Origin of the sequence: Nocardia sp. NPDC059154 (assembly GCF_042755705.1) — a bacterium.
Taxonomy (GTDB): domain Bacteria; phylum Actinomycetota; class Actinomycetes; order Mycobacteriales; family Mycobacteriaceae; genus Nocardia.
This window is the reverse complement of record NZ_JBHZCS010000066.1, coordinates 20,057-44,557: the sequence shown is the minus strand read 5'-3', so window position 1 is coordinate 44,557 and position 24,501 is coordinate 20,057. Positions and strand designations below refer to the sequence as shown.

The following is a 24,501-nucleotide window of genomic DNA, read 5'->3' as shown; positions in this document are numbered from 1 at the left end:
ATGGACTGGTGACTGATTCGATGACCGTGGCCCCCGCCCGGCCCGCGCCCGACACCGCGACAGCGCCCGGCGTGGCGCTGACCCGGACGACGGTGCTGGTGTTCGCGGTGACCGCGGGCTCCTCCGCGGCCGGCAACTACTATCTGCAACCCCTGCTGCACCAGGTCGCGGGGGATCTGAGCATCTCCACGGCGACCGCGGCCCTGCTGGTCAGCGCCGCGCAGATCGGCTATCTGTGCGGCCTGGCCCTGCTGGTGCCGCTGGGGGACTTCCTGCGCCGCCACCGCATGGTCCCGGTGCTGCTGCTGGCCTCGGTTGCGGCCCTGCTGGTTTCGGCCGTCGCGCCCAATTTCGCGGTGCTGTTCGCGGGGGTGGTGGCCACCGGTGTCGCGGCCTCGGCCGCGCAGGTGGTGGTGCCGTGGGCCTCGGCGCTGGCCGATCCGGCCCGGCGCGGGCAGGTGGTCGGCACGGTGATGAGCGGACTGCTGCTGGGAATCCTGTTGTCGCGGGTGCTGTCCGGGGCGGTGGCGCAGCTGGGTGGCTGGCGGGCGGTGCTGCTGGTGGCGGCCGGACTGCAGGTGGTGATGGCGGTGAGCGTCTACGTGCTCGCGCCCGCCACGCCGCGGGCGGCCACGGGCGAGAGCTACCCGCAGGTGCTGGCGTCGATCCTGGGTCTGATCCGCCGCCACGCGGTGCTGCGACAGCGCATGATGCTGGGCTTCATCCTCATGGCCTGCTTCTCGGCGGTGTGGACGGCCATCGCGTTCCTGCTGTCCGGGTCGCACGGAAGTGATTACCACTACGGCGAATTCACCATCGGCCTGTTCGGTATGGCGGGTGTGGTCGGGGCGCTGGGCGCGCCGGTGGTCGGGCGGATGGCCGATCGTGGACACCTGCGCCGCGTCACCACGCTGACCTGGCTGGTGCTGCTGGCGAGCTGGGCGCTGATGGCCTGGGGCGGGCACAGCGTGGTCGCGCTGATCGCCGCGCTGGTGATCTTCGACTTCGGCATCCAGGGCGCGCATCTGACCAATCAGAGCGCCATCTACACCCTCGATCCGGCCGCGCGCAGCCGCCTGACGACCGCGTACATGGTCACCTACTTCCTGGGCGGTGTGGCCGGTTCGGTGACCGCCGGGGTGGCCTACGAGGCCGGCGGCTGGGCGCTGGTGTGCGAGATCGGCGTCGTCGCAACCATGCTGGGCCTGCTGCTGTGGGCGGCGTTCGCACTCCGCCCACAGCGCGCGGGGGTGCGTCAGCCCGTCATGTCGGCGGGCAGCTGACCGGACATGGCAATCGCCTCGGCGAGCAGGTCCGCCGTCGAGAGCAGTTGCTGCCGCGTGTGTTCCGAGGTGATGAAGAAGCGGAGCCGCTCCTTGCCCACCGGGACCGCCGGGGCCGAAATGGCCCCGGCGTATACGCCGTGCTGGAGCAGGTGGGCCGAGACGAATCCGGCCCGGATCTCGCCCGGCACGATCACCGGCAGGATCGGGGTGCCCTGGGAGTCACCGAGATTCAGCTCCCGCTCCCGCAGCGCGGCATCGAACAGGCGCGCGTTCTCCCACAGCCGGGTGACCCGCTCCGGCTCGGCCTCCAGCACCTCCAGCCCGGCCAGGGCCGCGGCGATGCCCGAGGGCACGGGTCCGCCGGTCAGCATGGCCACGCCGGGCGCGCTCGACTTCATCGCCCCGATGAGATCGGCGTCGGCGGCGATGAACCCGCCGACGCTGCCCAGCGCCTTGGACAGCGTGCCCATCCAGATGTCCACGTCCGCGCCGGCCATGCCGTAGTGCTCGCGGATGCCGTGCCCGGTGGGTCCGAGGACGCCGAGCGAATGGGCCTCGTCCACCATGACCGCACAGTCGAATTCCCGTGCGACGGCGGCCAGTTCGGCGACGCGGCCGACGGTGCCGTCCATGGAGTAGTGGCCCTCGATGACCACCAGCGCCCGGTCGAATCCGGAGCGCGACATCTTCAGCACCGACCGCAGCGAGTCCGGGTCATTGTGCCGGAAGTTGATCCGGCGGCAACCCGCCCACTGTGTGCCCGACACCACGCTGCCGTGAATCAGGCTGTCGCAGAAGGCCACATCGCCCTCGCGCAGCAGGAAACCGATGACCCCGGCATTGGTGAGATAGCCGCTGGTGGTCACCATGGCGTCGCCCACGTCGTAGATCCCGGCCAGCCGCTGTTCGAGTTCGCCGTAGAGCGGGATCTCGCCGGAGACGATCCGGCTGGCCGACGCGGACGCGCCGTACTGGTCGAGCGCGTCCTTGGCGGCCCGCACCACCCGGGGGTGGCTGGACAGCCCCAGGTAGTTGTAGGCGCTGAAGTTCACCAGGTCGGTGTCCAGGGCCCGGATCACGGTGTCGTTCGGGCTGGTTCGCGGTAGGAACACCGGGTTCGGCATCCCCGACTGCCCGTAGAGGGCGCCGATGGCGGCCCGCTTCACCACGGCCGCGGCGACGTCGGGGTGATCGGCGAACTGACGGCCGGGACCGCGCGGGGTGCGCGCGGCCGCGGTCCGGCCCGGCGGTGCGATCCCGGTGGACACCGGGTGCGGTGCCGCGGTGCTCGTGGCCGTCGTCTCCTTGATCCCGTTGCCCGCCAGGAGTTTCCGGGCCAGATCGCGTGCGGACTCGGTCATGCCGGCACCGCCTGGCCGGTCGCCGCCGTGTCGCCGCCGACCAGGAGTTCGGCCGCGCGGGCGCCGGCCTGATGGAGGGTGAAGGACCGGCCGACCTTCATGGACATCAGGTCCACGCCGAGCGTCTTGCTCACCAGCGCACCGAATTCCACCGCCATCAGCGAGTCCAGGCCCAGTTCCGGCACCGGCACGGTCAGATCGATGGAGTCGGCGTCGACGCCCATGACCACCGCCAGCTGTTCGGCCAGCATGTGCGCCACCACATCGGCGCGCTTCTGCTCGTCGAGCTCGCGCAGCGCCGCCACCAGATGCGACGCGGCCGAATTGTCCTCGACCGCGGCGGCGACGCGCTCGGCGGTGCGCCCGGTCATGGCGTACCAGGACACCGTGGCGGCCACCCGGGACCAGTCGATGGGAATGATGGACGCATGGTGGTGGATGCCGAGTTCCAGTGCCTTCTCCAGGTATTCGGCGCCCTCCTCCATACTGATCGGATCGAATCCGGCGGTGCGCAGGTAGCGGGACACGTACTCGTCCTCGGCCATCCCGCCGCCGGACATGTGGCCCCAGCCGACCGACAGCGCGGTGCCGCCCTGCCGCGCCACCACGTCCGCGGTGGCATCGAGCGCGAGATTGGCCGCGGTGTAGGCGTATTGGCCGATGCTGCCGAAAATGGCGCTGCCGGAGGAGAACAGCACGAACATGTCGAGCTCGGCCCCGGCGGCCTCGATGCCGCGCCGCAGCGCGATCACGCCCTCGGCCTTGGGCCGGTACACGGTGGCGAGGCTGTCCCGGCTCATATCGGGTACGCGCTTGTCGTCGAGGCTGCCCGCGGTGTGGAACACGCCGCGCAGCGGGTGCTCGGCGGTGTTCGCCCGCGCGATCACCGCGGTCATGGCGTAGGCGTCGGTGACGTCCACCCGCTCCTCGACCACCTCGACGCCCTGTTCCTGCCAGAGTGCGAGCTGGGTGCGGGCGGCCTCGGTCCGCGGGCCGCCGCGCCCGAGCAGGGTGAGCCGCCGGGCGCCCAGCCCGACCAGCCAGCGGCCCATGGCCAGGCCGAAGGCCCCGAAGCCGCCGGTGATCAGGTACTGCGCCGCCGGATCCACGGTGACCGCCGGAATCATCGGGCGCACCTGCGGCGCTTCGGATTCCAGGCTCACCGCGATGCGGCCGAAGTGCGCCGACCGGGCCACGTCCTCGAAGGCCTTGGCCACGTCGGCGGTGTCGTACAGCTCGTAGGGCAGATACCGGTAGATCCCGGCGGCCAGCTTCTCGTGCACGCCCTGCACGAGTTCTCCGGTGGGTTTGCGCTTGAACGCGAGCATGCGGTCCAGGTCGAAGGAGTGGTAGGAGAGGTTCTTGTCGAAGTACCCCAGGTCGAGCACGCCGCCGGTGTAGATGTCGGCCTTGCCGATCTCCACGATGCGCCCGAACTCGGCCACCGCCTTGAAGTTCCGGCGCAGGATCTCCCCCGGCGCGGTGCTGATCACCACGTCCACGCCCCGGCCGTCGGTGAGGCCGAGGACGTCGTCGGCGAAGTTGAGCGAGCGGGAGTCCAGCGCGTGGTCCGCGCCCTGGGCCAGGACGTAGGCCCGGCGCTCGTCACTGCCCGCGGTGCCGATCACGGTGGCCCCGTGCAGTTTCGCGATCTGCACCGCCGCCGAGCCGACGCCGCCCGCCGCGCCGTGCACCAGCACCACGTCGCCGGCCCGCACCCGCGCCAGCTCCAGCAGCGAGTGCTCGGCGGTGGCGAAGGCCACGGTGCTCGTGCACTGGCCGACCTCGGTGCTGTCGGCGACCCGGGTGATCAGGTCCGCGTCGGTGGTGTGGAAGCGGGACATCATGGCCTTGGAGGTCAGGAACACCCGATCGCCGACGGCCACATTGTCGACGTCCGCACCGACGCGGACGACGACGGCGTCGGCCTCCATGCCGGGTTCGGTGCCGTAGAAGGTGCCCGCCATCTCGCGCTCGCCGAGCACGCCGATGACCTTGAGCGGGTCCTTGTAGCCCAGGCCGATGGCCAGGATCCGTACCTCGACCTCGGTCGGCCCCGGGGCGCGCCGGTCGCAGCGCCGCCACGCCAGCCGGGACAGCACCCGTGACTTCGGCAGCTCCAGACGGAAATTCGCCTCCGGATCGGTGAGCGATTCGGCTCGGTCCAGGGCTTCGAGCCGGTCGGGCAGGGTGGCCGCGACCACGGTCACCCAGCGCAGGCCGTTGCGCAGCGCCACCTCGTCGGAGTGGTCGTAGGTGAACGCGCCCGCAATGGCGAGCTCGGCGGCCAGGTCCGCCTCGGCCACCTCGGGATCCACGTCGATCAGCCGCCAGCGCAGCCGGGACTGCTCGTTGAGCAGCACCCGGCGGGCGCCGGCGAGGGCGGCGTGGGCCGGGTCGGGCGCGGCATCCTCGTCCGGGTGCGCGAAGGCGCGTTCGGTGACCAGGGAGACGTGAATGGAACCGTCACCCGTCATGGGGATTTCGTCGCCGCGCTGCTGCAGCCAGTCCTCGAGGAAGCCCTCGATCGTCACCGCGATCCGGCGCAGCGTCCAGAGCGCGTCCAGGTCGGTGTAATCCGAACCCGCCACCAGGACGACGTGCGTGCGCTGGACGCCGCTCAGCGCCACGATCTGCTGAAGCCGTTCGCGCACCACGGCTTCCAGGTCCTCGCGGGTCGGATCGCCGACCGCGAGCACCTCACCGTGTGCCGTCGTGCCCGCGATGAAACCGGCGCGCGGACCGGCCTCGGTGGCGAGGTCGATGGCCAGGGTGTACGCCGTCTCGGGGGACGGCAGCGCGCTGGTGTCCACGGGTTCCCGCATGTCCCAGCGGTCTTCGTAGAAGTAGTCCGTGAGCCGTTGCAGCGCACCGCGATCCGGGTTGATGGCCCCCAGCCGCAGCCCGATGATCCGCATGACCACGTTCCGCTCGGCGTCGAGCAGGTCGTAGTCGCAGGTCAGATTGTCACCGCTGTGCAGCCGCGCCACCACGGTCACCTGGTCGGGGATGGGCGCGAACACCCGCACCCCCTCCACCGCGACCGGAACCAGCTCGCCCCGTTCGGCATTCGGCGCGGCGGCGAGGACCGCGCCGAAACACTGCACGGCAGCGTCGACGACGGCCGGGTGGGCGAGGTGGCCGCTGTCGCGGGCGATGGCGCCGTCCAGGGTGGCGACCACGGTATTGCCGGACACCCGCAGCTCGGTGGCACGGCGGAAGGCCGGGCCGTAGTCCAGGCCGCGTGCGGCGAAGGCGGTGTAGTAGGCGTCCGGGTCGATGGCGAGCATCTCCTCGAGCGCCGGCAGGTCGGCCTTGCTCGGCTCGTACACGCCCTCGACCAGCCGGCCGGTGGCATTGATGGTCCAGTTGATGCTCGCGGGCTCGCGGGAGCGAATCGTGAACCGCCGCGTGGATTCCTCCACGTGCAGCTCCATCACCGGCGCCATGCCCTCGTCCACCACCAGCGGCGCGAGGAAGCGGACATCCTCGACGGCCACCCGGCTGGACTCGGTGCGCAGCGCCGCCGCGCTCAGCGCCGCGTCCAGATAGGCCGCGCCGGGCAGGATCCGGGAGCCGCCCACCACATGGTCGGCCAGCCACGGCAGATCGCCCACGCTGAGCTGGATGCGCCAGGCCGTGGTCGGGTCCTCGAGCGTCGGATCGCCGAGCATGCGGTAGCCGCCGGGGGTGCCGTACTTGAGCTGTTGCACGCCCAGCAGTTCGACGCGCAGCCGGGTGCGCTGCCACGGATAGCGCGGCAGCTCCACGTGCGGGGTGACGACCGCGCCGAAGAGGGCGTCGATATCGAGCACGCCCGCGGTGTAGAGGCCCGCGACGGTCTGCCGGACGCTCTCGTCGTCGGCCTGCTTGCGATTGAGGGTGGCGACGGTGGTGCCGGTCTCGCCCGCCCCGATGAGGATCTCGCGAATGTTGGCTCCCAGCACCGGATGCGGGCCGACCTCCAGGAACACCCGGCTGCCCGCGCCCACCAGCTCGGTGACGGCGTCGGCGAAGCGCACCGGCTGCCGCACATTGGCGCACCAGTACTCGGCATCCCAGTCGCCCGCGCCGACACGGGTCCCGGTCACGGTGGACCACAGGGGAATTCGCGGATCGGCGAGCGTCAGATCGGCCAGCGCCGTGCGCAGCTCGTCGAGGATGGGATCCATCAGATAGCTGTGGTAGGGCACCTCGACCTGTAGTCGGCGCGCGAAAATGCCCTGCTCGGTGAGGGATTCGGCGATCTCGTCGAGCCGCTGCTCATTGCCGGCCAGGGTCACCGCGCTCGGGCTGTTGACCGCCGCGATGCTGACCAGCTCATCGCCCTCGATCAGTTCCAGGGCCGCGGCCTGCGGCAGGCCGATGGCGAGCATGCCGCCCGAACCGGCCGTGGTGGCCTGCAACCGCGCCCGGTGATAGCTGACCAGCAGCGCGTCCCGCAGCGAGAGCATCCCGGTGACGTAGGCGGCCGACACCTCGCCGACACTGTGGCCGACCACGGCGGCGGGCCGGATGCCGAGCTCGTCGAGCAGCGCGACCAGCGCCACCTGGATCAGGAAGTTGGCGGGCTGGGCGACCGCGGTCGAGGTGACCCGCGATTCCTCCTCGGGCCGCAACAGTTCCTCGACGATGGACCAGCCCGAGATCTCCCGGAACACGGCGTCGATCCGCTCGGCCGCGGCGGCGAAAGCGCCACCGGCGGTGAGCAGTCGGCGGCCCATGGCCCACCACTGCGGGCCCATGCCGGTGAAGACGAAGACCGGCTCGGGCACCTTGCGGGTGATCACCTTGGCGGTGCGGCCCTCGCCATTGGCGAAGTCCACCAGGGCCCGCACCAGCTCGGCGTCGTCACCGAAGGTCAGGCCGGCGCGCACCGGGTGATGGTGGCGGCGCGTCCACGCCGCCTCGGCCAGCCGGGCGGGGTCGGCGCCCGCCGCGATGAGCTCGGCGAAGCCGCGTGCGAGGGCGCGAGCGGCCGTGTCGTTGCGGGCCGAAATCGGCAGTACGCCATGGTGTCCGGGCTCATGGGCGGGCGCCTCCGCCGGGATGTACTCCTGGAGGATGGCGTGCGCGTTGGTGCCGCCGTATCCGAAGCCGTTGACCGCGACGGTCATTCGCGTCTCCGGCGCGACCGGCTGCGCCTCCAGTTGCAGCGCCAGGCCGAGCTCCTCGAAGGGGATGTCGGGGTTGGGCTCGTCGAGCCAGCCCTGCGGGGCGATCGTGCGATGGGTGATGGCCAGCGCCGACTTGATGACACTGGCGATGCCCGAGGCCGCCTCGGTGTGCCCGAGCTGCGCCTTCACCGAGCCCACGCCCAGCGGTCCGGTGCGCTCCGCGACCCGTCCGTATGCGCGGCCGATGGCCCGCAGCTCGAGCGGATCGCCGACCGGCGTGCCGGTCCCGTGCGCCTCCACGTAGGTGACCTGGTGCGGCGCGATGCCCGCCCGCTCGGTCACCGACTTCGCCAGGGCCTCCTGCAGATCGGCATTGGGCACGGTGATGGCGGTGGTGCGCCCGTCCTGATTGGACCCGGTCGCCTTGACCACCGCGTAGATCCGGTCCCCGTCGCGCTCGGCGTCTTCGAGCCGCTTCAGGACCACCATGCCCGAGCCCTCGCCGCGCCCATAGCCGTCCGCGCTCGCGTCGAAGGGCTTGCTGCGGCCGTCGGCGGCCAGGAAGCCGCCCTTGCACATCGACACGAACGTCTCGGGCTGCAGCATCAGGGTGACGCCGCCGGCCAGTGCCACGGTGCAGTCGCCGTTCTCCAGCGCCTGGCAGGCCAGGTGGAAGGCCACCAGCGACGACGAGCACGCGGTGTCCACCGTCAGGGCGGGGCCGATCATGTTGAGCGCGTACGCGATCCGGTTGGAGATCATGGTGTACGACGCGCCCGCCGGGGTGTGCATGTCCACCCAGGGCAGCGTCGCATTGGTCAGCGACGTGCCCATCTGGTCGAGGGTGAAGGCCCCGACGTAGACGCCGATCGGCGCACCCGAGACGCGACCGGCGATGCCCGCGTCGTCCAGTGCCTCCCAGGCGACCTCGAGCACCAGCCGCTGCTGGGGGTCCATGGCGGCGGCCTCGCGCGGTGAGATGCCGAAGAACTCGGGGTCGAAGGCCCACGGATCGCCGGTCATGAAGGCGGCGCGCTTGGTGTACATGCGCCCCGGCGTGCGCTTGTCCGGGTCGTAGAAGCGGCGGTAGTCCCACCGATCGGACGGGATCTCCACGACCCCGTCGCCCTTGTTGATGATGAAGTCCCAGAACGATTCCGGTGAATCGATACCACCGGCGTAGCGGCACCCGATTCCGACAATGGCAATGTCAGACACTACGTCTCCTCGGTAAAACAGAAACGAACCTGGCGATCCCCCCCGAGGCAATGCGGAGCCGCCCGGGTCGTGATCCACGATCCGGGCGTCCGCTGCCGACGTCAGCCGGCGCTGACGCGCGTCGGCGGACGCAGCAGGAAGTTCATCTCCGGACCACTACTCCCGATTCGGGTCCGGCCGACCTGCTCGAAATTGATCGTCTCGTAGTAGGCGACGTTCTCGTCCTTGCAGATTCCGCACAGCGCGCGCCCGTGCGCGTCGGATTCGGCGGTGAGCCGGGCCAGTAGCGCGCGGCCCACACCCGCCCGCTGCGCCTGGGGTTCCGCGCCCAGATAGACCAGATAGTTGTGCGGTTCGGCGGGCGCCGTGCGGGCGATGGCGGCATCCACCTCGATGCCGCGCTTGGTCGCGCCGACGCCCATGGCCCACAGCAGCTGGGGGCCCGAAATGGCTTCCCGCCATGCCGGATTGCGGTAACCGTCCGGAATCCACAGCGACACGCCGACGATCCGGTCGTCCACCTCCGCCACCAGCGCGGCGCCCGCGGGCAGGTAGCGGTGTTTGATCAGAACGCGAAGCATGCCGGGCGCGCGCCGCCGGCGGACCACGGGATCGGGGAAGACGTAGTCCTCGATCGGATCGTCTGACTCGAAGGCCAGGGCGAGCACCCGGACCATGTCCTCGATGTCGGCTTCGGTGGCGCGGCGAACGACCGGTGCATCCGACTGAACCAAAACAGTCCCTTACATTTCATGCCCGTCGGCGCCCGACCCCGATGACGGACAGTCTGCTGGTGTCCAGTGGTGCGTGCGTGTCCCCTACTGAACGGTAGCCCCGCAGGCTACTGTCGAGTAGGGTACTCGTAAGTTACTGATCGTGCGACCGATTCGTGTTGTGGCATAAAACGATTCACCGGGGTATGGCCTGACACTGTGACATGTCCTAAGGTTCGCGCGCGTAAAAGCGATATCGCTTCGTTTCGTCCGGCTGACCCATGGTTCCCATAAAGTGGGAGCGTGGCCGCACTTCTAACCCAAGGGCAGACCGGTGAACTGGGCGTCGCGGATATCACCGTGACGGTGCACTTCAGCGCGGGTATCGATCTGGCCGCGCTGCTTCTCACCGATCGGGGCGCCGTCCGCGACGACAACGACCTGATCTTCTACAACCAACCCGCGGGCCCCGGCATCCAGCTGGTGCCCGGGCAGAACGCCGTCGCCGTCAGCCTGGCGTCGGTATCGCAGGGGGTAGCGCACATTCGCATCGTGGTCACCCTGGACGACCGCGACGGCCGCCTGGGCGACTATCCCGCACCGCACATCGGCATTGCCGATGAACGCGGAATCCCGTTGTACGAGTACGTGATCGACGGCCTCGGCAACGAGTCGACGGTGGCGGCGGTGGATCTGGACCGCGGCGCCGACGGCTGGTACGCCCGGGCGGTCGGCTTCGGCCATCCCGGCGGCTTCGCGGCACTGCTCGCCGATCACGGCGTGTCGATCAGCGCCTCGCCGCAGCCGGCACGCTCGGCCGCGCCCGTCATCGCGCCGGTGCTGGGGGTCGGCGACACCGTCGCGCTGCGGCGGCAGGGCGCCGACCTGAGCTTCGTCAAGATGGGGCTGGGCTGGGATCCCGTCCATGTGCAGCACAAGTGGGGTTCGCGCCCGGTCGAGATCGATCTGGACGCCTCGGCCCTGGTGTACGCCGGGCACGATCTCGTGGACGCCGCGTACTACGGCCAGCTGGTGACCAAGGACGGCGCCATCCGGCACTCCGGCGACAACCTCACCGGTGAGGGCAAGGGCGACGACGAGGTCATCACCGTCGACCTGACCCGGGTCGGCTCGCACGTCACCGCCATCGTCTTCGTCATCACCTCCTACGCGGGGCACACCTTCGAGCGGGTGCGCAATGCCTTCTGGCGCTTGATCGACGGCACCAACAGCGCCGAGCTCACCCGGTCCAATCTGAGCTCGGGCGGCCCGCACACCGGCATGGTGGTGGCGAAAGTGCACCGCGAGGACGGCATCTGGAAGGTGCAGGCGCTCGGTCACCCGATCCAGGCCGGACATCCCGTCGAGGCGGCTGCACAGGTCACCAAGTTCCTCTGAGTTCCGGACCCGGCCGGTTCGCCCGGCCGGGCTTCGCGGCGAGTCGCCGGTGCGCCGCGGATGAACAGGTTCATCCGGGTCCGGCCGGATCCTGATTCCGGCCATACTGTCATAGTTTTCGTGGTTCCAATCTGTGCTGCTCTACCCCCTTCCATTGCTGAAACGAGGTAGCTCACATGTTGCGTACGTCACGACGGTTCGGAGTCACACCGAAATCCCTGCTGCTACTGGTCTTCGTGGCCATCGTCGGGCTCGTCATCACCGCCTGCACGGGCGCGCAGGGCAGTTCGGTGGCCGCGGGCACGCTGGACACCGGGTTCGGTGACGGCGGCAAGGTCACCACCGATCTAGGGTCGCAGGCCGATCACGCGAATGCTGTTGTGGTGCAGCCTGATGGCAAGATCGTCGTCGCCGGCAGCACCCAGGATCCGGCCCAGGGCGACAACTTCGCGGTGGTCCGGTACTCCGCGGACGGCAAGCTGGACAGCGCCTTCGGCAACGGCGGCAAGGTGGTCACCGACTTCGGCGGCAAATCGGACGTGGCGAGCGCGGTCGCGCTCCAGGCCGACGGCAAGATCGTCGCGGTGGGCACCAGCCACGGTACTGCCACCGGGGACAATATCGCCATCGCCCGCTATTCCGCGGATGGCAAGCTGGACAACGGTTTCGGCGTCAACGGCCAGGTGAGCGCCGACCTGGGCACCGCGGCCGACCACGGCAATGCGGTGGCGGTGCAGTCCGACGGTAAGATCGTGGTGGCCGGCAGCACGCGGGACCAGGTCCAGGGCGACAACTTCGTGGTGCTGCGGTATACGCCGGATGGCAAGCTGGACAGCGGATTCGGCACCGACGGCAAGGTATCGACCGATTTCGGTGGTAGGTCCGATATCGCGAAATCCGTTGTCGTGGAATCGGATGGCAAGATCGTGGTCGCCGGCACCAGCAGCGGCACCACCACCGGCGACAATATCGCCGTCGCGCGATACACCTCCGACGGCAAGCCGGATCCCGGGTTCGGCGTCAACGGTCAGGTGAGCTCCGATCTTGGCACCGCGGCGGATCACGGCAATGCGGTGGCGGTGCAGGCCGACGGCAAGATCGTGGTGGTGGGCAGCACCAAGGATCCGGTGCAGGGCGACAACTTCCTGGTGGTGCGGTACACGCCGGATGGCAAGCCGGACAGCGGTTTCGGTGACAATGGCAAGGCCACCACGGACTTCGGCGGCAAGTCCGATGTGGCGGCCGCGGTCGCGCTGGCCCACGACGGCACGATCATCGCGGTCGGCACCAGCAGTGGGACCGGCACCGGGGACAATATCGCGCTGGCCCGCTACACCTCCGACGGCAAGCTCGACAGCGGCTTCGGCGCGGGCGGGAAGGTGAGCACCGACCTCGGGACTGCGGCCGATCACGGGAATGCCGTGGCGCTGCAGGCGAATGGCGGGATCGTGGTGGCAGGGACCACCAAGGATTCCGCGCAGGGCGACAACTTCGTGGTGCTGCGCTACGGCGCCTGATTCCAGGTTCGGTTCGCGGTGGGGCGCGTCCAATCCGGGTGCGCCCCGTTTCCGTCGGGTGTTGTGCTCAGGAGACGGTGATGAACCGGCCCAGTTGCGGGACGGCCTCGCCCGGATGTTTGGCCTGGAAGCCCTCTCCGATGGCCTGCAGGGCCCACTCGCCGTTCGCGCGGAACACCTTGGCCATGGCGATCGCCGTGAACGGCATGCCACCCGCCAGCGCGTACCGGGCCAGCTCGGCCTGCGTGGTGTCGTCCACCAGCCGGCAGTAGGCATTGCTGACCTGCTCGAAGGTGTGGCCCTGATACGAGGTGACGATGAACAGCAGCGTGTTCACCTGGCGTGGCACCCGGCTCAGGTCGACCAGGATCACCTCGTCGTCCCCGGCGGCGCCCTCGCCGGTCAGGTTGTCGCCCGAATGCCGGATGGAGCCGTCCTTGGACGTCAGCTGCCCGTAGTAGGCCACGTCCACCAGATGCCGGTCGGCGAACATGGCCACCCAGGCGTCCAGGTCGATGTTCACCGGTCGCCGCCCGAACAGACCGCCCTGCCGGGCGGGATCCCAGCCGAGCCCCATCCGAATCCGGGTCAGCGCGACACCGCCGTCCTTGCGCAGGGTGACGCGCTGGCCCTTGGACAGATTCACCGGTCGCCCGCGTGAGAGTCCGCCGTCACCGGTCGGCGGCGCGGGGTTCGGGGGCGGCGGGACCTGATACGCCGAATTCGGCTGGGGCTGAGCGGGATACGGTGAAGTCGGTGGTGGTTGAGTGCTATATGGCGAGTTCGGCGGCGGCTGAGTGGGATACGGCGAGTTCGGCGTGACATAGGTCGGCGCGACCGGCGGCGGGTAGGCCGTAGGGGACGGCGGCGGGGGCGGGGGAGCGGTGCGGGTCTCGGCGGGCGGCGCTTCCTCGACGGTGACCCCGTGGTCGGTGACCAGGGCCGCGAAGCCGCCCGCATAGCCCTGGCCGACCGCGCGCACCTTCCAGTTGCCGTAGCGCCGGTACAGCTCCACCGCGATCACGATCGATTCGCTCTGCAGATCCTCGATCTTGTACTCGTACAGCGGGTTCCCGTGCTCATCGGAGACCAGCGCGATCGGCGGCGCGATGCGGCCGAAGGTGGACCCCGTCTCGTCGAGCGTGATCACCGCCCGGATCTGGGTGATGTCGGCGGGCACCTGGGTCAGCGCCACCGACAGTTCGGCGGGCTGCCCCGCCTCCCCGGTCCGCAGCCGCACCCCGGGCCCGGCCGGCTGGTTGTAGAACACGAAATCCGCGTCCGAGCGCACCTTTCCGTGCTCGGTCACCAGCAGCGCGGACAGCGCGGCGGCCGCCGCGACCCGGACGGAAACCACCACCTCCGGCGCGGTGAGCGGTCCGTTCTGACCCTTCACAAGCGTTGTGGACAAGGCCGATCCTCCCGTATCGAGACGCCCACTTGCCACTGTAGGAGACCGGGGTGCCCTCAGCAGCCGAGCTGATCGGCCAGGTCGAGGAAATCCACAGCATTGATATCGAATTCATCCGAGAACTCCGCATCGCCGAGCTCGGGATCGCCGTACTCCAGGGGACGCGTGATGAACGCCGTCCGGAATCCGAGCTCACCGGCCGCCCGGATGTCGTATTTGTGGCTGGCCACCATCATGATCTCGGCGGGTTCCAGCCCCAGATATCGCGCCGCGAGCCGGTAGGTCCGCGGATCCGGCTTGAACACCCCGGCCATCTCCGCCGCGAACACGGCATGCCACGGCAGCTCCCCGTGCCGCGAGATCTCCACCACGGCACTGACATCCGCATTCGACAGCGTCGCCAGCGTGAACCGCCGCCGCAACCGCCGCAGTCCCGGCACCGCATCCGGCCACGGGTCGAGCCGAGCCCAGGCCCGGGCCAGTTCGTCCCGCTCCGGCACCCCGATCGAGATCCCCCTCGCCGCGAGCAGCGGGTCCAGCGTCTTCCGGTACACCGAGGCCACGCTCACCCAGGGCCCCTGCTCCGGCCGCTGCGACGTCTCCGCGAAATACGCGGCCCGCCACTCGTTCACGAACGCGCCCCAGTCCTCTCCCGGCCGCTCACCCCCGAGCGCGGCCTCGGCCGCCCGCCGGATGGTCGAATGGAAATCGGTGGCGGTTCCCTGCACATCGAACAACAGCGCCTTCGGGCTCAATACGTCCACAGCCGAAGACTAGGCGAGTTGTTTGTCATAGTTCCGACGGCCCGGGACGGTTCTAGGCTGAGCCCATGGAGACGGGTAGGGCGAGTAGGACGGCGTTGGCTACCGCGTATGCGCGGGCCCATCACCAGCTTTCGGGTGAGCCTCGGGTGTTCACCGATCCGCTGGCGGCGCGAATTCTGGGGATGACGGCGGATCGGATCGGGGATCTGGATACCGCGACCCTGGATCGGCCGGGCGGGAACGATCCGCGGCAGCGGGTGCGCCGGTATTTCCTGGCGGCGAGGGCCCGGTTCGCCGAGGAGGTGGTGGCCGCGGCGGTGGCCGACGGGACCACGCAGGTGGTGATTCTGGGGGCGGGGCTGGATACGTTCGGGTATCGGAATCCGTATCCCGGTCTGCGGGTGTTCGAGGTCGACCATCCGGACACGCAGGAGTGGAAGCGTGAGATGCTCGCGCAGGCCGGGATCGAGACTCCGGAGTCGCTCACGTTCGTTCCGGTGGATTTCGAAACCGGCACGCTGGCAGGGGGATTGGCTGCTGCCGGGTTCGATCGGGAGCGGTCGGCGGTGTTCGTCTGGCTCGGTGTGGTCATGTATCTGACCCGGGCCGCCATCGAGGAGACCCTGCGGTTCATCGCGGGTCAGGGGCAGCCGGTGCATGTCGTGCTCGACTACCTGAGCGGGGGGAACACGGACGAGGAGCGCGCGGAGGTGCGGGCGCGGGCCGAGCGGATCGCGGCGCTGAACGAGCCGTGGCTGAGTTTCTTCGAACCCGAGGAGATCGAGAACCTGCTGCGCTCAGTGGGTTTCGATACGGTCGAGCTGCGGTCGCTGTCGGGATTGTTCGAGGAGTACCTCGGCGAACCGCTGGCCGATCTGCTGCCGGGCAGGGGGCGCGCGCCGCTGCTGCACGCGGTTCGCGGGCCGGTCGGGGACTGAAGATTGCCTGAAACTCCGCGTCGGGCCCGCTGAGCGGGCGCCCGGGCGTTCGATACTCGGGGACATGGGCAAGTCTGCGGAGTGGATGCGTACCGCGCGGGTGCTGCGCCGGACCGGGTTCGGGGCGACCGGGTCCGAGATCGACGCGGTCCCGGATGTGGCGGGCTACCTGCGCGCCGCGCTGACCGCCGACCCCGAGGCCGATCCGGGCGCGCGGGCCACCCCCGTGCCGGAGCTGGTTCCGCCCGCCCCGCTCGGCAAGGGCGCGACGACCGAGGCCCGCAAGCAGTACCAGGCGCAGATCACCGGTCAGCTGGACACGCTGACCTGGTGGTGGCTGCGGCGCATGGCGGCCGTCCGGGCCCCGGTCCGGGAGAAGCTGACCCTGCTGTGGCACAACCACTTCGCCACCTCGGCCACCAAGGTGCGCAATGCCGCCGAGATGGCCGCGCAGAATCGGGCGCTGCGGGCCGGCGGCGCGGGTGACTTCGCCGCGCTCGCCTACGCCATGCTCACCGATCCGGCCATGCTTCGCTGGTTGGACGGTGTCGCCAATACCGCGAAGGCGCCCAACGAGAACCTGTCCCGCGAGTTCATGGAGCTCTTCGCGCTCGGCCACGGCAACGGGTACACCGAGACCGATGTCCGAGAGGGGGCTCGGGCGCTGACGGGCTGGACCATCACCGGCGGTGCAGCCGCTTTCGACGCCAAGCGCCACGACCCGAGCGCGAAAACCGTGCTGGGCGTGACGGGTGCGCTGGACGCCCGGTCGTTCTGCGATGCGGTGCTCGCCTGCCCGGAGTCCCCGCGCTTCGTCGCCGGGCGACTGTGGCAGCAGCTGGCCTCCGACGATCCGCCCTCCGATGCCGTCCTGAACCGCCTCACCGCCGCCTACGGCCCCGCCCGGGACCTGTCCGCCCTGGTGACCGCCGTCTGCACCGATCCCGAATTCACCACTGCCCGCGACACCGTCGTCCACGGGCCGGTGGAATGGCTGATCGCCGCCGTGCGGGCCTTCCGGATCCCGCTGACCGCGGACGCCGATGCCCGCGCCCTCGCCGGGACGCTGCGCAGACTCGGCCAGCTGCCCTTCTATCCGCCCACCGTCGGCGGCTGGCCGCGCGGGCAGGGCTGGATGTCGAGTGCCGCCGCGCAGATACGGCTCACGGCGGCACTGGATCTGATGAAGCAGGCCGACCTGTCGCCGATCACGCAGGCTGGCCGGGGCGACCGCCTGGACGCCACCGCCTACCTGCTCGGCGTCGGCTCCTGGTCCGACCGCAGCGCCGCTGTGCTCGCGACCGCCGTCGATCAGCCGCCCCGGCTGGCCGCGCTCGCCATCAACACACCCGAATACCTCACCAGCTGAAAGCCACACCACCATGCCGCAATTCAGTCGCAGACAGTTCCTGGTCGGCACCGGCGTGCTGGGCGCGCTCGGCGTGGCCGGCGCCTCCGTGATCACCTGGGACGAGCTGCAGCAGCGCGCCGTCACCACCCCGCTGGCCGCCGGCTCCGGAATCCTGGTGGTGCTCACCCTCTACGGCGGCAATGACGGCATCAGCACCGTGATTCCCTACGCGGACAACGCCTATCACGACGCCCGCCCCGAGCTGTCCTACCGCCCCGAGGAAGTCCTGCACCTCGATGACCAATTGGGCCTCAACCCGGCCTTGAAGGGCCTGTCCGGCCTGTGGCGCGACCGCACCCTCGCCATTGTGCGCGGGGTCGGGTATCCCGAACCCGACCACAGCCACTTCCGTTCCATGGACATCTGGCAGACGGCCTCACCCGGCGAGCCGGTGCAGACCGGATGGATCGGCCGCTGGCTGGATGCGACCGGTGACGATCCGGTCCGCGCGGTCAATATCGGGCCCGTCCTGCCCCAGCTCGCCCTGGGTGCGAAACACACTGCGGCAGCTCTGGATCCAGCGTCCGCGCCGCTGTCCGACGACTTGGCGGCGGCACTGTCCGGCCTGGCCGCCGCCGACGCCTCCGACAGCCCGGCGCGGGCCCGGGTCTGCACCGGCTACCAGGCCGAACAGATTGTCCGGCAGACCTTTTCGTCCCTGAAGTCGCCCGGGAAGACGGCCGCGAACCCCCTGACCGCCCAGCTGGACCTGGTCTCCCAGTGCGTCAAGGCCGGTGCCCCCACCCGCGTCTACTCGGTCAGCCTGGGCGGCTTCGACACCCACGCCGACGAACGGCACACCCAGGAACAATTGCTGGGCCGCCTGGACGAGGCGGTCACCGCCTTCCTGAAGGACCTCGCCACGCATCCGCGCGGCCGCGATGTGGTGCTGATGGCCTACAGCGAGTTCGGCCGCCGGGTGGCCGCCAATGCTTCGCAGGGCACCGATCACGGCACCGCCGGACCCGTTTTCCTGGCCGGGGCGTCGGTGGCGGGTGGCTTCCACGGCGACGAGCCCAGCCTCACCGACCTCGACAATGGCGACCTGAAGGTGACCGTCGACTTCCGCGACGTCTATCACGAACTGCTGCACCGGGTCCTCGCCACCGACCCCACCCCGGTGGTCGGTTCCGGTCGCCGTGACCTCGGCCTACTGTCCGCCTGACCGCGGCGTGCCCGGAATGTCGGCCCCGCGACACCCGTAAGTGTTGCCGACCGGCCCGGAACGCGGTATTCAGTTCGCTCGTGTGGGAAGGCGAATCGAGGCTGAGAGTAGGAACCGGTGCGCGCCGATGTTTCTGCGGTGGGCCGGGCGAGAAACACGCATGGCCGCCGCCACCCACGGATCCGACTGCTGCCCCAGCTGCTGGCCGCGGCGGCGGAGGGTAATCCGTCCGGGATCGCACTGCGCGCGGGCGCGCAGTCGCTGACCTATGCCGAGCTCGACGAGCGATCCACCCGCCTGGCGCGGGTGCTGGTGGCTCGGGGGCTCGGTCCGGGCGACCGCGTGGTGCTGGCGCTGCCGCGTTCGCCCGAGGCGGTGGTCGCGGTCTGGGCGGTGGCCAAATCGGGGGCGGCCTTCGTGCCGGTCGACCCCGGCTATCCGCCGGATCGGGTGGCGCACATGCTCGCCGATGCGGGCGCGTGTTGCGGGCTCACCCTGGTCGCACTCCGCGACCGGCTCGGCGCTGCCCTCGACTGGCTCGAACTCGACGCGCCCGACTGCGCCACGCTCGTGGCCGACGCCTCGGCGGAATCCCTGCACTTCACCGAACGCACCCGCCGCCTGCACGGCGGGGACGTCGCGTATGTCATCTACACCTCCGGCTCGACCGGGGCCCCGAAAGGCGTGGCCGTCACGCATTCCGGCCTCGCCGGGCTCTGCGCCGAGCAGTCCCGCCGCTTCGCCGTCACCGCCGAGTCCCGCACCTTGCACTTCGCCTCCCCGAGCTTCGACGCCGCCGTGCTCGAACTGCTGCTGGCCGTCGGAGCCGGCGCGACCATGGTGCTCGCGCCCGCGGACTGCTACGGCGGTGGCGAACTCGCGGACCTGCTGCGCGCCGAGCGGGTGACGCACGCCTTCCTGACCCCGGCCGCCCTGGCCGGACTGGAGGCGAGCGGGCTGCCCGACCTGGCGGTGGTGATCGCGGGCGGCGAGGAGTGCCCGCCGGATCTGGTCGCACGCTGGTCGCCTGGACGGTCCTTCTTCAATCTCTACGGCCCGACCGAAACCACGGTCGCCGCGACCATCAGCACCGCGCTGACCACCGCGGACACCGTCGATATCGGCGGACCGATCGCCGGGGTGACCGCTCTCGTCCTGGATGCCCGGCTCCGGCCGGTGCCGACCGCGGTGGCCGGTGAGCTGTACCTGGCCGGGCCGGGCCTGGCACGCGGGTATCACGAGCGTCCCGGGCTGACCGCCACCCGCTTCGTGGCGCACCCGAATGGCGAGGGGGAGCGCCTCTATCGGACCGGTGATGTGGTGCGGTGGATCAGCGGCCGTGCCGGTGTCCCGGTGCTGCAATACCTGGGCCGCAACGATTCGCAGGTGCAGCTCCGGGGCATCCGGGTGGAGCTCGATGAGATCGACGCCGTCCTGTCCGCACACGAATCCGTGGCCTTCGCAATCACTCTCGTCCGCCGCCTGCGCAGCGGGGCCGATGGTGTGGTGTCGTACGTGGTGCCCGCATCGGACGCGGTCGTGGATACCGCGAGCCTGGCCGAGTATGCGCGGCAACAGCTTCCACGTCACGCCGTCCCCGCCGCCCTCACCGTGATCGACGCCGTTCCACTGACTCCGTCCGGCAAGCTGGATCGGGCCGCCCTGCCCGAGCCCACCGTCGCCGCGCGCCCGTACCGGCCATCGTCGACCGCCACCGAGCGTGCCGTGGCCGCCGCCTGCACGGAACTGCTCGGGGTGGGCCGGATCGGCGCGGCCGACGACTTCTTCGAGCTCGGCGGAAACTCCCTGCTCGCTATCCGATTGGCCGGACGCCTGGGTGCGGATCGGGGCACCCGGGTGCCCGTGCAGTTGATATTCGAGCACTCGACGGTGGCCGAGCTGGCGGCGGCCGTCGACGGGCTCGACGCCGGCGACCGGCCACCGCTGACGGTGCGGTCGAACCGCGCGAGCCGGGCGCCGCTGTCGCCGGCACAGCAGCGCCTGTGGTTCCTGGCACGTCTGGACCCGGGATCGGCGACCTACAACATCCCGTTCGCACTGCGCCTGTCCGGCGAACTCGACACGGCGGCTCTGGAACTCGCCGTGCGTGATCTGCTCGACCGGCACGAGGCGCTGCGAACGAGCTATCCCGAGCACCACGGCACCGGCCATCAGGACATCCGGCCCGCCACCGCTGTCCAGTGGGATCTGGCGCCGGTCGACATCGTTGAGTCCGAGGTACATCCGCGGCTGATCGCGTTGGCGGGCACGGGATTCGACGTCACCGCCGAGGTCCCGGTGCGCGTGCGGCTGTTCCGGATCGCCGACCACGAGCATGTGCTGGCCGTCGTGATCCACCACCTGTCCGCGGACGGCTTCTCCATGGTCCCGCTGACCCGCGACCTCATGACCGCCTACACCGCCCGCACCCGCGGCACGCCCCCCGACTGGCCGCCACTGCGCGTGCAGTACGCGGACTACGCGATCTGGCAGCGTGAATTGCTGGGCGTGGCATCGGATCCCGGCTCACTGCTGGCGACTCGACTGCGGTACTGGCGCGAGGCGCTGGCGGGCCTGCCGCCACTGCTGGATCTGCCCACCGATCACCCGCGCCCGCCGGTGGCGTCGCATCGCGGTGCGGCCCAGCACTTCCGGGTGGACGCCACCCTGCACCGGGAGCTGGACGAACTGGCCCGTGCGCGCGGCGTCTCGGTGTTCATGCTGCTGCATGCGGCGCTGGCGGTCGTGCTGGCCCGGCTGGCCGGGACAACGGATGTGGCGGTGGGTGCGCCGGTCGCGGGCCGCGGCGAACCCGAACTCGACGATGTGGTCGGCATGTTCGTCAACACCCTGGTCCTGCGCACCCGCATCGACCCGGCGGAGAGCTTCGCCCGCCTGCTCGACCGGGTGCGCGACACCGACCTGGCCGCCCTCGCCCATGCCGAACTGCCCTTCGAACGGCTGGTGGCCGACCTGGACCCGCCGCGCAGCCGGGCACATCACCCGCTGTTCCAGGTGGCTCTGTCCTTCCAGGAATTCGGCGCTCAGGTGCTGCGGTTGCCCGGTCTGAGGGTCACCGCGGCCGATCTCGGTGAGACCTTCTCGCCGGTCGATCTGCAACTGACCGTCGTCCCGCAGCGCGACGCCGAAGGCGCTGCGGGACTGAACTGTTCGTGGCGGTATGCCGTCGATCTGTTCGACGATCCGACCATCGCCCGGCTCGGCCGGCGGCTGACCGGGCTGCTCGCCGCGGTCGCCGCCGACCCGGAGCGGGCGGTCGGGGACCTGCCGCTCACCGAGGATGCCGAACTCGCCACCTTCGCGACTGCTGGGCCGAATCACGCAGTGCCACACAGGTTCATGTTCGACGCGTTCACGGACCAGGCCCACCGAACACCCGACGCGATTGCGGTGACCGGAGACGGAGTGGCACTGACCTACCGTGAGCTCGCCGAGCGATCGAATCGCTTGGCACGCAGGCTGATCGGGCTGGGCGTCGGTCCCGGTGACAGGGTCGGCGCGGCGCTGGATCCCGGCCCCGACCTGGTGGTATGCCTCTGTGCCATCGTGCAGGCCGGTGGCGCGTTCATGCCGATCGACCCGGGCCAGCCCGCCGACCGGACCGAGGCCATGCTGGCCGCGGCCGCGCCGGTGTGCACGGTGACCGCCGATCTTCTGAATTCCCCTGAACTGTCCGAGTTCTCCGCCGATCCGGTGACCGACGCCGACCGGTTGCGGCCGCTGCGCGATCAGGACCTCGCCTATGTGATCTTCACATCCGGGTCCACCGGCCGCCCCAAGGCCGTCGGCGTCTCGCATGCCGCAGTGGCCGGCTACATAGCGTTCTTCACCGCCGAATACCAGCTGACCGAACGCGATACCTATCTCCAATTGGTGCCCGCCACCTTCGACGCCTCGCTGATCGGTGCCACGGTCCCGCTCGCCGTGGGCGCGCACCTGGTGATCCCGTCGGGTCCAGGCCGCACCGATCCCGAGCACCTGGCCGATCTCATGGCCCGTCACCGGGTGTCGGCCTTCCTCGCCGTGCCGTCTCTGCTGCGCGCGCTGCTGGACCATGCTCCCGCGGGGGCCTTCGCGGCACTGCGTGTGGTGTGGGCCGGTGGTGAAGCCCTGCCCGCCGAGCTGATCGCGCGCTTCACCGCCGCCGGACCGGCCCGGCTGCACAACCTGTACGGGCCCACCGAGGCCACCATCTCCGTGACCGGCGCCGAGGTCACGCACTTGGGCGACGCACCGGTGTCCATCGGTGCGCCGCACTGGAATTCACGCACCTACGTCCTCGATTCCCGCCTGCACCCGGTGCCGGTAGGCACGCCCGGTGAGCTGTACGTCGCGGGTGCTCAACTCGCCCGCGGTTACCTCGGACAGGCCGGCACTACGGCGGATCACTTCGTAGCCGATCCCTTCACCACCGCAAGGGAGCGCATGTACCGGACCGGAGACCTGGTCCGGCGTACCCATCGCGGTGGCCTGGAATACCTGGGCCGCACGGACTTCCAGCTCGCGCTACGCGGCCTGCGCATCGAACCCGGTGAGGTGGAGGCCGCACTGCGCGCGCACCCTGCCGTCGCCGAGGCCGTTGTGGCGATCCGCCGGGACCGGCTGGTGGGGTACCTGCGCACCGGCGAGGCCGACCCGGACCTCTCCGACGTGCTCGCGACGGCCCGAAAGCGGCTGCCCGGCTACATGATTCCCGCCCAGCTGACCGTGGTTCAAGCCTTCCCCCTCGGACCGACGGGCAAACTGGACCGGGCCGCGCTGCCCGATCCCGAACTCCCGGTGCGGGAATACCGTGCGCCCGAGACACCCGAAGAACTGGCCATTGCGGATGTGCTCAGTGCGGAACTGGGCATAGATCGAGTCGGCCGCGAGGACGACTTCTTCGCCCTGGGTGGAAACTCCCTGTCCGCCATCCGGGTTCGCGCCGCCCTGGCCGACCGGCTCGGCCTTCCCGTGCCGCTCACTCACCTCTTCGCCCATCCACAGGTGCGGGAACTCGCCGCCGCGCTGCGGTCGGAGTCGGCCCCGACCGGCGAGGAACCCGACCCGTCGGCCGACATCTCCCTGGCTCCCGAGATCACCGCCGCGGGTCTCCCCGCGCCGCGTCCTGGCGAGCCCGCCGCCATTCTGCTCACCGGCGCAACAGGATTCCTGGGAGTCTTCCTGCTGCGGGAGCTGCTCGACCGAACCTCCGCCACCATCTACTGCCTGACACGCGCCCGCGATGCCTTCGCCGCACGCGACCGGATCTCCGCGAACGCCACCCGCTTCGGCCTCGACATCTCCGCCGATATCCATCGAATCGCCGCTGTCCCCGGCGATCTCGCCCAACCCTGGCTCGGCCTGACCCCGGCGGAATTCACCGAACTGACCCTGCGGATCGACGTGATCTACCACAACGCCGCCCTCGTCAACCACCTCGAGCCGTATGCCCGCATGCGCGATGCCAACGTCGGCGGCACGGTCGAGGTCCTCCGGCTGGCCACCACGGGTCGCTGCAAGCCGGTCCACTACATCTCGACCGCCTCGGTCGCGGACGCCCGGCAGCTGCACGATCTGCCGGGCTACGTCGCTACGAAATGGGTTGCCGAACACCTCGTCCGGTCCGCCGCCGACCGTGGCCTACCCGCTCGTGTCTACCGTCCCGGCCTGATCACCGGCGATTCCCGCACCGGCGCCGCCGGCACCGACGACGCCTGGTGGACCATGCTGCGCGCCATGCTGGTCCTCGGCCTCGCACCCGAGCTGCCGGACGCCGAGGTCGCCATGCTGCCCGTCGACCAGGCGGCCGCGGCCATTGTGGCCGCGGCAGCCGAGCCCTCGGGGCCCGGCACCGTCGGCTTGCTGCCCGGAAGGACCTTGTCCCTCAAATCCATTCGTGACGAACTCATGGGCCGGGGCTATCGGATCGACCTCGTCGACCCGGCGGAATTCGCGACCGCGCTGCTGACCGCGGCCGAACAACCCGGAGCCGAGGACCTGCTGGCGCGGGCGGCCGCACTCACCGTCAACTATTCGGCCGAGGTGACCGGGGCCCCGAGCGATCCGGACTCCGCTTGTCCCGGCGCCGACCGGGTGACCCTGAAGCGCTACCTCGACTACTACGTCGCCACCGGCTTCCTCCCACCGCCGCCGCTGTGACCCGGATCGCGCGCTCGGAATCAATGCCCGCCGCCTGCGT

General features: G+C 70.3%; 12 protein-coding genes. 7 read left to right on the top strand and 5 right to left on the bottom strand.

Annotated features, from left to right (window positions below):
- Window positions 1–20 precede the first annotated feature (20 nt).
- The gene (locus ACFXN1_RS39690; RefSeq protein WP_379440581.1) at window positions 21–1,283 is read left to right on the top strand and encodes an MFS transporter; all 1,263 of its coding nucleotides are present in this window, start codon (window positions 21–23) and stop codon (window positions 1,281–1,283) included.
- Here ACFXN1_RS39690 and ACFXN1_RS39685 read toward each other — a convergent pair.
- The 3 genes from ACFXN1_RS39685 to ACFXN1_RS39675 all read right to left on the bottom strand — a co-directional run bounded on the left by ACFXN1_RS39685 (window position 1,256) and on the right by ACFXN1_RS39675 (window position 9,716).
- The gene (locus tag ACFXN1_RS39685; RefSeq protein WP_379440558.1) at window positions 1,256–2,647 is read right to left on the bottom strand and encodes an aminotransferase class I/II-fold pyridoxal phosphate-dependent enzyme; all 1,392 of its coding nucleotides are present in this window, start codon (window positions 2,645–2,647) and stop codon (window positions 1,256–1,258) included. The two genes, ACFXN1_RS39690 and ACFXN1_RS39685, sit on opposite strands and share 28 nt — an antisense overlap.
- A complete protein-coding gene (locus ACFXN1_RS39680; protein ID WP_379440556.1) occupies window positions 2,644–8,982 on the bottom strand; it encodes an SDR family NAD(P)-dependent oxidoreductase in 6,339 nt (2,112 codons plus the stop codon). Before ACFXN1_RS39680 ends, ACFXN1_RS39685 begins: the two co-directional genes overlap by 4 nt.
- A gap of 101 nt (window positions 8,983–9,083) precedes the next feature.
- The gene (locus ACFXN1_RS39675) at window positions 9,084–9,716 is read right to left on the bottom strand and encodes a GNAT family N-acetyltransferase (RefSeq protein ID WP_379400530.1); all 633 of its coding nucleotides are present in this window, start codon (window positions 9,714–9,716) and stop codon (window positions 9,084–9,086) included.
- A 282-nt stretch (window positions 9,717–9,998) separates the two neighbouring features.
- On the opposite strand from ACFXN1_RS39675, the gene ACFXN1_RS39670 reads away from it, so the two are divergent.
- A complete protein-coding gene (locus tag ACFXN1_RS39670; RefSeq protein WP_379440554.1) occupies window positions 9,999–11,093 on the top strand; it encodes a TerD family protein in 1,095 nt (364 codons plus the stop codon).
- 176 nt (window positions 11,094–11,269) lie between these two features.
- A complete protein-coding gene (locus tag ACFXN1_RS39665; protein ID WP_379440553.1) occupies window positions 11,270–12,610 on the top strand; it encodes a hypothetical protein in 1,341 nt (446 codons plus the stop codon).
- 67 nt (window positions 12,611–12,677) lie between these two features.
- On the opposite strand, the gene ACFXN1_RS39660 is transcribed toward ACFXN1_RS39665, so the two are convergent.
- Both ACFXN1_RS39660 and ACFXN1_RS39655 read right to left on the bottom strand, forming a co-directional pair.
- On the bottom strand, window positions 12,678–14,021 hold the full coding sequence (locus tag ACFXN1_RS39660; protein WP_379440551.1) for a TerD family protein: 1,344 nt from the start codon (window positions 14,019–14,021) through the stop codon (window positions 12,678–12,680).
- A 56-nt stretch (window positions 14,022–14,077) separates the two neighbouring features.
- Window positions 14,078–14,785 (bottom strand): haloacid dehalogenase type II, encoded by a 708-nt coding sequence (locus ACFXN1_RS39655; protein ID WP_379440550.1) that lies wholly within the window; start codon window positions 14,783–14,785, stop codon window positions 14,078–14,080.
- 65 nt (window positions 14,786–14,850) lie between these two features.
- On the opposite strand from ACFXN1_RS39655, the gene ACFXN1_RS39650 reads away from it, so the two are divergent.
- The 4 genes from ACFXN1_RS39650 (at window position 14,851) to ACFXN1_RS39635 (ending at window position 24,461) form a co-directional block, all read left to right on the top strand.
- Window positions 14,851–15,723, top strand: a complete 873-nt coding sequence (locus ACFXN1_RS39650) for a class I SAM-dependent methyltransferase (protein WP_379440548.1) — start codon at window positions 14,851–14,853, stop codon at window positions 15,721–15,723.
- A 64-nt stretch (window positions 15,724–15,787) separates the two neighbouring features.
- A complete protein-coding gene (locus ACFXN1_RS39645; protein WP_379440547.1) occupies window positions 15,788–17,092 on the top strand; it encodes a DUF1800 domain-containing protein in 1,305 nt (434 codons plus the stop codon).
- Window positions 17,093–17,105: 13 nt separating this feature from the next.
- Window positions 17,106–18,299 carry a DUF1501 domain-containing protein gene (locus tag ACFXN1_RS39640; RefSeq protein WP_379440546.1) on the top strand — a complete coding sequence of 398 codons (1,194 nt, stop codon included), beginning with the start codon at window positions 17,106–17,108 and terminating at the stop codon, window positions 18,297–18,299.
- A gap of 117 nt (window positions 18,300–18,416) precedes the next feature.
- On the top strand, window positions 18,417–24,461 hold the full coding sequence (locus ACFXN1_RS39635; RefSeq protein ID WP_379440545.1) for an amino acid adenylation domain-containing protein: 6,045 nt from the start codon (window positions 18,417–18,419) through the stop codon (window positions 24,459–24,461).
- Window positions 24,462–24,501 lie beyond the last annotated feature (40 nt).